13 protein-coding genes are annotated in these 13,437 nt (G+C 55.6%); 12 read left to right on the top strand and 1 reads right to left on the bottom strand.

All coding sequences use genetic code 11. From position 1 onward, the window contains the following. Window positions 1-11: 11 nt before the first annotated feature. The 11 genes from WHJ28_RS08455 (at window position 12) to WHJ28_RS08405 (ending at window position 6,651) form a co-directional block, all read left to right on the top strand. Window positions 12-644 carry an adenylate kinase gene (locus WHJ28_RS08455; RefSeq protein WP_340041615.1) on the top strand — a complete coding sequence of 211 codons (633 nt, stop codon included), beginning with the start codon at window positions 12-14 and terminating at the stop codon, window positions 642-644. A 12-nt stretch (window positions 645-656) separates the two neighbouring features. Then, on the top strand, window positions 657-1,409 hold the full coding sequence (map, locus tag WHJ28_RS08450) for a type I methionyl aminopeptidase (RefSeq protein WP_340041864.1): 753 nt from the start codon (window positions 657-659) through the stop codon (window positions 1,407-1,409). Between the two features lie 2 nt (window positions 1,410-1,411). Next, a complete protein-coding gene (locus WHJ28_RS08445; RefSeq protein WP_340041612.1) occupies window positions 1,412-1,690 on the top strand; it encodes a KOW domain-containing RNA-binding protein in 279 nt (92 codons plus the stop codon). A gap of 4 nt (window positions 1,691-1,694) precedes the next feature. After that, window positions 1,695-1,913: a translation initiation factor IF-1 gene (infA, locus tag WHJ28_RS08440; RefSeq protein ID WP_087343141.1), complete on the top strand. Its 219-nt coding sequence runs from the start codon at window positions 1,695-1,697 to the stop codon at window positions 1,911-1,913. Window positions 1,914-2,027: 114 nt separating this feature from the next. Continuing rightward, window positions 2,028-2,141, top strand: coding sequence for a 50S ribosomal protein L36 (rpmJ, locus tag WHJ28_RS08435; protein WP_006573428.1), 114 nt, complete (start codon window positions 2,028-2,030; stop codon window positions 2,139-2,141). Between the two features lie 19 nt (window positions 2,142-2,160). Further along, window positions 2,161-2,529, top strand: a complete 369-nt coding sequence (gene rpsM, locus WHJ28_RS08430) for a 30S ribosomal protein S13 (protein WP_087187801.1) — start codon at window positions 2,161-2,163, stop codon at window positions 2,527-2,529. Between the two features lie 15 nt (window positions 2,530-2,544). Continuing rightward, entirely contained in the window at window positions 2,545-2,946 is a 402-nt protein-coding gene (gene rpsK / locus WHJ28_RS08425; protein ID WP_007494608.1) for a 30S ribosomal protein S11, read from the top strand. A 20-nt stretch (window positions 2,947-2,966) separates the two neighbouring features. Beyond that, entirely contained in the window at window positions 2,967-3,596 is a 630-nt protein-coding gene (rpsD, locus tag WHJ28_RS08420; RefSeq protein WP_340041557.1) for a 30S ribosomal protein S4, read from the top strand. A 79-nt stretch (window positions 3,597-3,675) separates the two neighbouring features. Next, window positions 3,676-4,623, top strand: a complete 948-nt coding sequence (locus WHJ28_RS08415) for a DNA-directed RNA polymerase subunit alpha (RefSeq protein WP_340041554.1) — start codon at window positions 3,676-3,678, stop codon at window positions 4,621-4,623. A 149-nt stretch (window positions 4,624-4,772) separates the two neighbouring features. Next, window positions 4,773-5,114 (top strand): 50S ribosomal protein L17, encoded by a 342-nt coding sequence (rplQ, locus tag WHJ28_RS08410; RefSeq protein WP_340041552.1) that lies wholly within the window; start codon window positions 4,773-4,775, stop codon window positions 5,112-5,114. Window positions 5,115-5,370: 256 nt separating this feature from the next. Further along, on the top strand, window positions 5,371-6,651 hold the full coding sequence (locus WHJ28_RS08405; protein WP_340041550.1) for an HlyC/CorC family transporter: 1,281 nt from the start codon (window positions 5,371-5,373) through the stop codon (window positions 6,649-6,651). Between the two features lie 616 nt (window positions 6,652-7,267). Here the strand turns inward: WHJ28_RS08405 and WHJ28_RS08400 are convergent. Continuing rightward, complete coding sequence (locus WHJ28_RS08400; protein WP_340041548.1) at window positions 7,268-7,885, bottom strand: TetR/AcrR family transcriptional regulator; 618 nt, start codon at window positions 7,883-7,885, stop codon at window positions 7,268-7,270. Window positions 7,886-8,258: 373 nt separating this feature from the next. Here WHJ28_RS08400 and WHJ28_RS08395 point away from each other — a divergent pair, with 373 nt between their 5' ends. After that, window positions 8,259-13,193: an S-layer homology domain-containing protein gene (locus WHJ28_RS08395; protein ID WP_340041546.1), complete on the top strand. Its 4,935-nt coding sequence runs from the start codon at window positions 8,259-8,261 to the stop codon at window positions 13,191-13,193. Window positions 13,194-13,437: the final 244 nt, after the last annotated feature.

Genomic DNA, 13,437 nt, shown 5'->3' with positions numbered 1-13,437 from the left:
GGCGAAGGAAAATGAAAATCATTCTTCTGGGCGCCCCCGGCGCCGGAAAGGGTACCCAGGCTGAGATTATCAGCAAGAAGCTGGGCATCCCCACCATCTCCACCGGTAACATCCTCCGGGCCGCCGTCAAGGCCGGCACCCCCATCGGGCTGGAGGCCAAGAGCTATATGGACGCCGGCAAGCTGGTTCCCGATGAAGTTATCATCGGCATCATCCAGGAGCGGCTGGCCGAGAGCGATTGCGCCAATGGCTTCATTCTGGACGGCGTGCCCCGCACCATCGCTCAGGCCGAGGCTCTGGATGCCCACGGCATCCACTTTGATGCGGTGCTTTCCCTGGAGATCGCTGACAGCGTCATCGAGGCCCGCATGACGGGCCGCCGGACCTGCCACACCTGCGGCGCCACCTACCACATTGTGGCCGCCCCTCCCAAGCAGGAGGGTGTCTGCGACAAGTGCGGCGGCGAACTGGAGCAGCGTAAGGACGATCTGCCTGAGACGGTTAAGCACCGCCTGGAGGTCTACCACAACGAGACCGAGCCCCTCAAGGACTACTACCAGGCGCACGGCGTGCTGATGAGCGTGCCTGACCTGGGCGGGATCGAGGAGACCAACGAAGAGATCATGGAACTGCTGGGGAAGTGATTTGAGATGGAAATGATCTCACTGAAATCTCCCCGTGAAATCGAGCTGATGCGCCGGGCCGGGCGGCTGACCGCCCAGGCCCGGGCGCTGGCCGGTTCCATGGTGCGGCCCGGCGTCACCACCCATGAGATCGACACCGCGGTCCGCAAATTTATTGAAAGTCACGGAGCCAAGCCCTCTTTTTTGGGATACGGCGGCTTTTCCGGCTCCGCCTGCATTTCCATCAATGAGCAGGTCATCCACGGAATTCCCGGTCCCCGGAAGCTGCAGGAGGGCGACATCGTCTCCATTGACGTAGGCGCCTATCTTGACGGTTTTCACGGCGACTGTGCCGCCACCTTCCCCTGCGGCGAGGTGAGCGACGAGGCGATGCGGCTCATTCGGGTCACCGAGCAGAGCTTCTGGGAGGGGATCCGTCTGGCCCGGCCGGGCAAGCGGGTGTACGACATCTCCCATGCCGTCCAGCAGTATGTGGAAGCCAATGGCTTCTCCGTGGTGCGGGACTTTGTGGGCCACGGTGTGGGCGCCAAGCTCCACGAGGCTCCGGAGGTGCCCAACTACGGACCTGCCGGACATGGTCCCCGGCTCCAGTCGGGTATGACCATCGCGGTGGAACCCATGGTGTGCGCCGGCGACTGGCGGGTGAAGGTGCTGAAAGACGGCTGGACCACCGTGTCCGCCGACGGCAGCATGACCGCCCACTATGAAAACACCATTCTCATCACCGATGGAGAGCCTGAAGTGCTCACCGTGGCGGAGGACTGAGTATGGCGGCGGAGTATCCGCGGATCGTCCGCTCACTGGCAGGGCATGACAAGGGGCAGCTGTTCTGCGTATTGGATCAAGACGGCCCCTATCTGCTGCTCTGCGACGGCAGACGGCGAAAGGCAGAGTCCCCCAAGCGAAAGAAAGCCGTACACACAGTGGACGCCGGGGACTTCCAACACCCCGTTCTGGAGAAGATCCAAACAGGGGAACCCATCACAAACCGAGAGGTGCGGAGGGCGCTGGCCGCTTTCCGAGCTGAGGAGTCAAGGAGGGTATGACGCTTTGGCAAAAGACGATATGATCGAAGTGGAGGGCGTCGTCACCGAGTCCCTTCCCAATACCACTTTCAAAGTGGACATCGGAAATGGCCACATCATTCTGGCCCACATCTCCGGCAAGCTGCGGATGAACTTCATCCGTATTCTGCCCGGCGATAAGGTGACTGTCCAGATGTCCCCCTACGACGTAACCCGGGGCCGGATCACTTGGCGAAGCAAGTAATCCGGCTCATTCCGGCGGGCTCAGGCCTGCCAACCCTATCAATGACCGGTGCGGGTCAGCGGGGCCTTGCCTCCGCCGTACCGGGGCCATCAGGCTCTACAGGAGGTTAATGACATGAAAGTTAGACCGTCCGTGAAGCCCATGTGCGAGAAGTGCAAGATCATCAAGCGCAAGGGCAAGGTCATGGTTATTTGCGAAAACCCCAAGCATAAGCAGAGACAAGGTTAATAGGAGGTGCTGAAACAGTATGGCACGTATTGCTGGCATTGATTTGCCCAAGGATAAGCGGGTCGAGATCGGCCTTACCTATATCTTTGGTATCGGGCGCACCAGCGCCAACAAGATCCTGGCTGAGGCCGGTATCAACCCCGACACCCGCGTGAAGGATCTGACTGAGGCCGATGAGGCCAAGCTGCGCGAGATCATCAGCCACAGCTACACTGTGGAGGGCGACCTCCGTCGTGATGTGGCGATGGACATCAAGCGTCTCACCGAGATCGGCTGCTACCGCGGCCTGCGTCACCGCAAGGGCCTGCCCGTCCGCGGTCAGCGTTCCAAGACCAACGCTCGTACCCGCAAGGGTCCCAAGCGCACCGTCGCTAACAAGAAGAAGTAAGGGAGGGAGAAACACATGGCTACCGCTACCAAGGGTAAGAAAGTTATCCGTAAGCGCCGCGAGCGCAAGAACGTTGAAAAGGGCCAGGTGCATATCCGCTCTTCCTTCAACAACACCATGGTCACCGTGACCGATATGGGGGGCAACGCCCTGTCCTGGGCCTCTTCCGGCGGTCTGGGCTTCCGCGGCTCCCGCAAGTCCACCCCCTTCGCCGCTCAGACCGCTGCCGAGACCGCCGCCAAGGCTGCCATGGAGCACGGCCTGAAGACCGTGGAGGTGTACGTGAAGGGCCCCGGCGCCGGCCGTGAGGCTGCCATCCGCGCCCTGCAGGCCGTGGGCCTGGAGGTCACCCTGATCAAGGACGTGACCCCCATTCCCCACAACGGCTGCCGTCCGCCTAAGCGCCGCCGCGTGTAAGAGAAGGAGGAGTACGAATTATGGCTAGATATACCGGAGCAGTCTGCCGCCAGTGCCGCAGAGAGGGCCAGAAGCTCTTCCTGAAGGGCGACCGCTGCTACACCGACAAGTGCGCCATGGAGCGCCGTCCCTTTGCCCCTGGTATGCACAACCAGGGCCGCAGCAAGAAGCTGTCCGAGTATGGTATGCAGCTGCGTGAGAAGCAGAAGGCCCGCCGTTACTACGGCGTGCTGGAGAGCCAGTTCCGCAAGTATTACGAGATGGCCGCCGCCCGCAAGGGCGTGACCGGTGACAATCTGCTGTCCATCCTGGAGACCCGCCTGGACAACGTGATCTATCGTCTGGGCTTCGCCATGAGCCGTCCTGAGGCTCGTCAGCTGGTCCGTCACGGCCACTTCACCATCAACGGTCACCGCGTGGACATCCCCTCCTACCTGGTCAAGCCCGGCGAAGTGATCGCTCTGAAGGAAACCAGCCGGAGCAAGGAGAAGTTCAAGGCTTCTCTGGAGGCCAACGGCTCCCGTCCCGCCCCCAAGTGGCTGGACTTTGACCAGAACAACCTGGTGGCCAAGATGGTTGCGCTCCCCGCCCGCGAGGACGTGGATCTGCCCATCGAGGAGCACCTCATCGTCGAGCTGTACTCCAAGTAATCGTGCTTGTACCCTCGATTATTGGTGAGCTGTATAAGGCGGCGGACAGAGTCCGCCGCCGCGAAAAGGAGGGTAACACATGGTAGAAATCGAGAAGCCCCGCATCGAATGTGTGGAGAATCCCGGCGACGGCTCCTACGGCAAATATGTCGTGGAGCCCCTGGAGCGTGGCTATGGTACCACGCTGGGTAACTCCCTGCGCCGCATCCTGCTCTCGTCCCTGCCCGGCACGGCGGTTACCTCCATCAAGATCGCCGGCGTGCAGCACGAGTTTTCCACCATTCCCGGAGTGAAGGAGGACGTCACCGAGATCGTCCTCAATGTGAAGAGCATCATTGCCAAGCTCCACTCCGAGGGCGTGAAAACGGTCTATATTGAAGCCAGCGGTGAGTGCGAAGTCACTGCCGGCGACATCAAGGCCGACGGCGAGGTGGAGATCCTCAATCCGGATCTTCACATCGCCACTCTGGGGCCGGACGCCAGCCTCAACATGGAGCTGACCCTGTCCCATGGCCGGGGCTATGTCCCCGCCGACCGGAATAAGCCGGCCCAGACCATCATCGGTCTGATCCCGGTGGACTCCATTTACACGCCGGTGCGGAAGGTCAATTACACGGTGGAACCTACCCGTGTAGGCGACCAGACCGACTTTGATAAGCTGACCCTAGAGGTATGGACCAACGGTACCATCACCGCCCGGGACGCCGTCAGCCTGGGCGCCCGTATCCTGTGCGACCACTTTGTCCTCTTCACCGATCTCTCTGAGACCATGGGCTCCAAGTCCACGGTGGTGGAGAAGGCTGAGGCCCAGCGGGATAAGGTGCTGGAGCTGACCATCGAGGAGCTGGACCTGTCCGTCCGTTCCTTCAACTGCCTCAAGCGCGCCAACATCAACACGGTGGAGGATCTGATCTCCAAGACCGAGGACGAGATGATGAAGGTGCGCAACCTGGGCCGTAAGTCCCTGGAAGAGGTTATCAACAAGCTGGCCATGATGGGCCTGCGCCTGGCCGACGAGGAAAACTGAGGCCAGTGAGGAGAGCGGCTCGGGGGCACGTAACGTCCCCTCCCGGACCCGCAGGCCGCAAGGCGCTCTCTTCAGGGGATGATATCCCCCCCGGACGAATTTAAATTGTGGAGTTCGCCTTGGCGAACATCCGATAGGAGTTGGATTTCATGTCTCACAACCGTAAGCTGGGCAAGCCCACTGATCAGCGCATCGCCATGCTGCGCGCCATGACCACCTATCTGCTGGAGAATGGTCAGATCAAGACCACCTATGCCCGTGCCAAGGAAGTTGCTCCCATGGCCGAGAAGATGATCACCCTGGCCAAGAACCCCAACCTGGCCAATTACCGCAAGGCGCTGGCCTACCTGACCAAGGAGGACGTGGCCAAGAAGACCTTCGACGAGCTGGGCCCCAAGTATGCCAGCCGTAACGGCGGTTACACCCGTGTGGTCAAGATCGGCCCCCGCCGCGGCGATGCCGCCGAGATGGCCATCGTGCAGCTGGTGTAATTTCACCTAAAAAAGCGCCCTGCCAAAAGGCAGGGCGCTTTTTCTGTACTCAGCTTCTTGCAATTTGTGGAACGCTATGGTATACTATGCAACAATAAACGATAAAGGAGACGGTGAGCCCTCGTGGACGAACCTCCGCCCAGTAACAACTGTAAAACAGACCATGTGGAACAGGACAGCCTTACCCTGAGCAGGGGATAGGGTTGTCCTTTTGCGCGTTCCACACATTTTGAACATTGGAGTTGATGATTTTCCTATGCCTGACAGTTCGAGTTTGACCATGATCGTGATTTTGATTTTCATGGTGATGCTTTCCGCTTTCTTTTCCGCTACGGAGACTGCATTTACCTCTCTCAACCGCATCCGCCTGAAAAGTAAGGCTGATGCCGGTAACCGCCGGGCAGCCATGACGCTCAAGCTGGTGGACCAGTACGATAACCTGCTCTCCACCATTCTGGTGGGCAACAATATTGTCAACCTGTCTGCCTCCTCTCTGGCCACCGTGTTTTTTACTGAGGGCCTGCGGCTGCAGAACGGCGCAGTGATCTCCACCGCGGTTATCACCATCGTTGTGCTCATTTTTGGCGAGGTTTCCCCCAAGAGCCTGGCCAAGGAGTACCCGGAGAGCTTTGCTATGTTCTCCGCTCCCATCATGCGTATCCTGATGGTCATCCTCACCCCGGTGAATTTCCTGTTCAGCCTGCTGAAAAAGCTGTTGTCCAAGGTGTTCCATAAGGAAGGCGACAGCGGCATCACGGAAGAGGAACTGGTAACCATGGTGGATCAGGCCGAGAGTGAGGGTGGACTGGACCAGCATGAGAGCAAACTCATCCGTTCCGCCATCGAGTTCAACGATATGGAAGTGGATGAGATCCTTACTCCCCGTGTGGATATCGTGGCGGTGGAGGACACCGACTCCATGGATGAGATTGCCCAGGCCTTCGCCGAAAGCGGCTACTCCCGACTGCCGGTGTACCACGAGGACATTGATGATATTATTGGTGTGATCCATGAGAAAGATTTCCACGCCGCCCGCTACCGCGGCCAGACCGATGTGAAGGCGATCACCGGCCCCATGCTGTATACCACCGGCAACACAAAGATCTCTGAGCTGCTGCGTATCCTCCAGCGGGAGAAGGCTCACATGGTCATCGTGGTGGATGAGTACGGCGGCACGGAGGGTCTGGTGACCCTGGAGGATATCGTGGAAGAACTGGTGGGCGAGATCTGGGACGAACACGACGAGGTCATAGAGGAGTTCAAGAAGCAGGAGGACGGCAGCTACCTGATCTCCTGCTCAGCTGACCTGACCGATCTGTTCGACCTGTTCTCCATCAAGGGCGAGTGTGATGCCAATACCATCTCCGGCTGGGTTATGGAGCAGATCGGCCGTATCCCCGAGGAGGGGGACCATTTCACCTCCGACGGCCTGGACGTCACCGTTATCAAGGTGGATCACCGGCGGGTGCTGGAGATCCGGGTGCAGGTGCTTGACCAGCCGGATGAGGAGAAAAAGGAAAAGGCGAAGGACCAGTGAACGAGAAAGAACTCAATTTGGCGGTCGCTTTGAGTCATGAACTCCATGCCCATCCAGAGTTGTCCGGACAGGAGACGTGGACCAAGTGCCGACTGATGGCCTTTCTCAAGGAACATACCATTTGCAACTTTATGATCGGGGCAGCTGGTTTTACAACCTATGCCGGGGCAGGGGAGCGGGTAAGATCGCCTTCTGGGCGGATTTTGACGCCCTGCCATGAAGGAGCCCTGAGAGTTGCCCCACCCCCCCAATAAACTGAACCAGTAAAACAGACAGTGATAAAATACCCCCTGATGTAGGAAAGTAGACTACATCAGGGGGTATTTCTATGTAGAAACGCTGCTACGGATTGGAAAGAAGTACGATCTGCTGTCTGAAATTCGGCAGAAGAAATGGAGGCAGATGGGACATCAGGGCCGCAAATACAAGAATCCTCTGAACAGGAAGGTTTATGCAGACAGACCCAACAGCAAATGGGCAACAAACATCTCTTATATCCATATCAACAGGGCGGATCGTATCTGTCCATTTTTGCATCAAAAGAGAGCCATATTTACAGAGCCTTGTATATTAGATATGTGATGAATATCGTAATGGTGGCCATTTTTTATCAGCCTTACGTTGGGTGGGATGCGTCTAATATGCCATAAAGGAAAATATTCATCCAATGAACACATAACTCATCACAGATATAATTATTCTCGGAACCCCTATATTTGGCCAGAACAGAGCGATTTACGTAGTCTTGGCAAAATAAGAAAAAGTTCAATGCCTCCTGCTTACTAATACCGGGTCGCAGTTTCTGTGTCTGAATATACCGATCGAGGATGCTGCAATTATAAGAGATATATGGCGCTTTCAACTTGGCAACTTCATCCGCAAGATGTAGAGGTGGGGATGTCATAATTTGATAATACAGAGCCTGTAGGTCAGGGTAGGTTGAAAAATACTCCATACGATGGCGGAAATACTGAACCACCATATCCTCGGCAGACTGGGATTGATCCAGGTTCTGTTTTAAATAGTCAATGATGCGTTGAAAACAATCCTTTGCTAGTGCCAAATATAGCTCATCTTTGCTTTTATAATAATGATATAAAGAGCCTTTTGAAAACCCGCCTTTTTTACAAAGTTCATCTGTAGAAACTGCGGAATAATTTTTCTGCCCGAACTCCTGATAGCCAATAGCGTGAATTCGGTTTTTCATACGTATGGCTCGATCTTGTTGTTTCATTTTGTACCTCATAAAAGTAATTTGTTTTAACTTCACGCGGGAATTGCAAAAAAATTATATCATATATAGAACCAGATTCCAATAAAGCCAGAAGAGGTCCAAAAGAAAGGTGCCTTTCTGCTTTAAAGAAACTTTCATCTGCGGTCTAATGTGAAAAAATATTATATGCTATCAAAGGTATGATAAAAAATCATACTTGCAGCCATGAGCTACCGTGATAAACTAAATATAGACTATTTGGTTTGTAACGGAGGTGAACATATAGATCAAGCCGTTCAGAGCCGGAGCGTAAAGACAAAATCATTGCAGAGATTCCTATTTACCTCATGTCCCGTCTTGATTAACAAATGACATTCTACCAGGAGGGAAGAATATGGAAAGAACATGGAGCCGGCGATTGCTCAGTATGCTTTTAGTCCTGATGATGCTGATCGGGTGTCTGCCGCTGAGCGTGCTGGCAGCGGAGCCGGAGGAGGTCGTTCCCACCTCTACAGAGGAGGACTTCATCCAAACGGAGGGAGAGCCCAAACTGACCGAGCGCAATCTTGCGCTCGATTGTGATGTAGCTGTATCCGGAGGTACCGGAGGCAGTGAACTGACCGATGATAATACAAATCCTGCAGCCGGCGGCTGGCTTACGGAGGACATGAAAACCGGCACGGATCCTTCCCAGGAGCAGACCCCGGTCTGGGCTGTGATCGATCTGAAGGCCAAGACCTCCACTGTGTCCAGCATTGTGATCCAATGGCGGAACAATAAAGTCTGGGGCACGGAATATGAGATCCAGACTTCTGCCACCAACGACGCAGATGCCAAGTGGGAGCCTGTAGCCAAGGTAGAGCGGGCTCCGGCAAATGCCCTTCTCACCCAGGGCGAAGGGCAGAATATTGCCGACGTATCTGCTTACCGCGATACGCTGACGACTACCAGCACGCCCAAGCTGGATAAGACGGAACTGCAGCGCTATGTGCGTTTCTACTGCACCCGGGTCAATGATCTGGCTCCGGGAAATAATCTGAATGTTGCTGAGATCCAGATCATGGGGACCAACGATTATGCGCCGCCTACGACGGCTCAGGACGAGCTGGACAAGATCACCGCCATGCCTGAAGTACAGGTCACCGACACTGAGATCCCCCTGCCTGAGGTTCCCGAGGGCTTTACTCTGTCTGTGGCGGGCAGCGAGCTGGAGCAGATCGTGACCAACGACGGCACCATTCTGGGCACCAATATCGGTGACCGGGAAGTTACTCTGCTGCTGAAGATGACGAATGATAACGATCCGGCTGATACCGCCCAGAAGAACCTGTCTGTTACCATCCCCGATCACAGCGGCAGTGACGTATACGCCGGGACCGGCTGGTTTGAGACCCAGGGCGACAATCCCCGGCCTGGCATCGTGCCCTCCGTGCAGGAGTGGTACGGCTATGACGGCAGCTTTACCCTGACCGAGACCTCCAAGATCGTGCTCAATGACGCCGCCAATGTGGGCCTGGACAAGGTGGCCGCCAATATGGTGGAGGACGTGAAGGAGATCAGCGGCATCACCCTGACCGTGGAGAACGGCACCACCGCCGGTCCCAACGATATCTACATCGAATCCCAGGCCGAGGATGTATACCAGACCGGCGAGGAAGGCTATATCCTGGTCACTGATGAGAGCGGTCTGAAGATCTACAGCTCCACCTATGTAGGCTGCCTGTACGGCACCATTTCCGCCGAGCAGATGCTGTGGCTGGCGGAGGACCATGTTTCCATCCCCATGGGCGTGATCCGGGACTTCCCTGCCTACGAGGTGCGGGGCGTCTTCTTGGACCTTGCCCGTACGGATTACCGGCTGGACCTGCTGTATGATTACAGCAAAATCATGCTGTGGTATAAGATGAACGAGTTCCATGCCCACCTGGCGGACAACCGTTCCGTCAAGGATGCCCAGGCCAACGATCATCCGGAGGATTTTGAGGGCTTCCACAGACTGGAGAGCAAAGAATTCCCCAGCTTGACTTCCGAGGTCAAGAAATCTGCCACTATCGAGCAGACCGCTACAGAGTATTTTGAGCAGGTCTATGGCATCCCTCACTACACCCAGGAGGAGTGGAAGGCTTTCCAGGAATACAGCGCGGATCTGGGCATATTTATCCTCAACGAGTTGGATATGCCCGGCCATTCCCTGGTCTATAACCGGTACGCGGAATTGAATCCCGACAACATCGGCTGGCTGGAGGGTGGTACCGGCAATGCAACAGAAAAGGAACTGTTGGATCTGACCGGTCCCAACGCTGGACGGGCCCTTCGGTTTGCTACCACATTGTGGGATGAGTATACCAGAGGAGACGACCCTGTGTTCCAGGGAGATCTGGTTCATATCGGCGCCGACGAATATTGGGATAAGCAGGAAGGCACCGGAGAAGCTTTTATCAATTTTGCTGAGACCGTGCGCCAAACGCTTGTAAAGAATGGCAAGAGTGGGCAGGTCCGTATGTGGGCTTCTCTTGGCGAGATGGGTATTCCGGATGAAGACCTGATCGATTTGGCGCCTTATTATCAGATCGAGATGTGGAGTTCTCCCACCCGTGACGACCCTGCCAAGCGCTCTGCCCAGGGCTTCAAGATCATAAACAACGAAGGCGTTTTTATGTACGGCAATCCTGCTCGGGACCGTCGCGACATCTTGAATGCCGAGTACATCTATAATAACTGGGATCCCACTGTATTCAATGAGCGCAAGCTGCTGGTGGGCGACCCCAACCTTCTGGGTGGCAAGACCTGTGTTTGGGGCGATGAAAGCCAGGAGGGCATGATCGAGCTGGACGTGCATCAGCGCATCATGCGTGCTATTCCAACCACTTCCGAGAAGACCTGGGGCGGGACTCAGGATGACGTCTCCTTCCAGAAATTTGAACTGCGGGCCAATGAACTGGCGGAAGGCCCCGGTACCCAGATCGCCATGGAAGTTGACAGCAAGAGCGCACTCGTACTGGACTATGATTTCAGCAATGTTTCCAAGGATGGCAAAGTCGTTTATGATGCCAGCGGCAACGGCTACGACGCTACGCTGACTGGCGGTACCGTAAAGGATGGATGGCTGACTTTCGACGGCAGCAGCCTGATGGAGACTCCCGTACGGACTCTGGCCTATCCATATACGCTGTCTTTCGACCTGAAATTAACCGGGGCAGATATCGCTGCAAATGCCGCTACCTATGACGACAATAATGCTGTAAATGATGCCAATTTGTTCTCCGGCTATGACGGACGGCTCCAGCCTGCCGGCTACAACGGGAATCTGAGCGGCGATGTGAATTATTTCACCCGTGATTTCAAGTATCAGATCCCCGCCGATCAGGCCGTCAACATCACTCTGGTGGGTACCATGCATGGCACGAAATTGTATGTGGACGGCAAGCTTGAAACGGTTCTCTCCCGAACGAAACCGGACGTTGCCACTTTCCCGCCCAACAGTATGGACCGCGTATTTTCTTCTTTTGTTCTGCCTGTAGAGAAAATTGGCGAGAACCTGTCCGGTAGTCTGGCAAATATTAAGGTCTACAACAAGGCCCTCTCCGCTGAGGAGATCGCCGCTGAGGCTGGGCTGACCCAGGGAGATACTCTGGTCAACGTGGCGCAGGATAACAGCGCTACCAGCTATCAGGCAGTCGGACAAGACGGTACCCAGAACCGAATTTATTATGCGGCCAAGGCTGTGGATGGCGACGGCTTTGATTTTACAAATCCGGCAGACGAAGGAAACACCAACAGGAATTCTGAGATCAGCTCCTGCTGGTATGGTATGAACGACAACAGCTTCCTGCTGGTGGATCTGGGACAAAAGCGTGAGGTAAGCGCGTTTGATATTCAGTGGAAAGCAAACGGCTATGCCAAACAGTATCGCATCGAAGTTTCTGAAGATGGAGAAACCTGGACCACGGTTTATACCGCGGATAGTCTGGATAAAGACAGCAATGGCGTAAGCCATGTGACGCTGAATACACCGGTCTCCGCACAGTATGTCAAAATGCAGGGTGTAAAGCGCGTTGCGAAACAGTACATCATCCAGGAATTTTTGGTTTATGAAGCTGTGGACAAGAGCGCATTGACCGAAACGCTGCTTGCGGATGCGGCCAAGAAAGCCGCCGACAAGGGCTTGACCTTTGCCAGTAACGGTGCAGGCCGGAAGGCATATGATGCCCTGATTTTTGCTCAGGCGGTAAAGAAAGACTCCATGGCAACCAATGAGGATATTATGGCAGCCATCGAAGGGCTGAAACTGCTGGATCTGGAGTATAAAACGGTTGTATTTGAGAGTACCGGCGGCAGCAACGTACCCGCCCAGACTGTAGTAGCCAACAGCCCGGTACCGCAGCCTGCCGATCCCACCCGGGACGGCTATGTTTTCTCCGGCTGGTATACCAATGAGGACTGCACCGTCCAGTGGAACTTCAGTGATCCTGTAAATGAGGATATGACCTTGTACGCCAAGTGGGACATTCTCAGCTCTGGAACAAACTACGCCATCACCGTGGAGAAGGCGGATAACGGTACCGTGACCTCCAGCCGTACCCGCGCCTCCAAGGGTCTCACCATTACCCTGACTGTGAAGCCTGACGAGGGCTACAAGCTGGATACCATCACCGTTACCGACAAGAACGGCAATGAGGTGAAGCTCACCGACAAGGGAGACGGCAAGTACACCTTCACCATGCCCGCCTCTGCCGTTACTGTGGAGGCTTCCTTCACCAAGGACGACGGTTCTGTGAGCACCGGCCTGCCCTTCACTGACGTGAAGACCGGCGACTGGTTCTATGATGCTGTGAAGTACGTCTACGACAACAAGCTGATGGACGGCACTTCCTCCACCACCTTCGCTCCCCTCATGACCACCAACCGTTCCATGATCGTCACCATCCTGTGGCGGCTGGAGGGCCAGCCCAAGGCTGACGCCACCCTGTCCTTCACCGATGTGGAGAGCGGCGTGTGGTACACCGACGCTGTGAACTGGGCCGCCTCCAAGGGTATCGTCAAGGGCTACAGCGACACCGTGTTTGCCCCCAACGACACCGTGACCCGTGAGCAGCTGGCCACCATCCTGTACCGCTACGCCGAGTATAAGGAGTACGATGTGTCCGACAAGAGCGATCTGACCACCTTTGCCGACGGCGCCAACACCTCCTCCTGGGCCGCCGAGGCTATGGAGTGGGCGATCGGTTCCGGCCTGCTCACCGGCAAGGACGGCGGCAAGCTGGATCCCACCGGCACCGCCACCCGTGCTGAGGTTGCTACCATCCTCATGCGTTTTTTGACCGAGTAAGACCGCCCGTATTTTTCCTTCCTTTCCAGACGATGGCCGGGGACAATGTCTCCGGCCATCGCTCGTGTAGCACCGCTATAAAAGTATGATAAAATTTCATACTTTTCCAAGAGGCAGTATATGGAGTAACATAAAATCATCAATATAAAATAATAGGCTTTTCAGGTCATAATGCACAAGTAAACCAGGCATCAATCCCCGCCATATCAATGGCGAGGATTTTTGTACATGATAAAAGGAGGAA

It is taken from the genome of Flavonifractor porci (genome assembly GCF_037572415.1).
Classification (GTDB): domain Bacteria; phylum Bacillota; class Clostridia; order Oscillospirales; family Oscillospiraceae; genus Flavonifractor; species Flavonifractor porci.
Note: the sequence above shows the minus strand (reverse complement) of the source record. Positions and strands in the feature narration are given on the sequence as shown.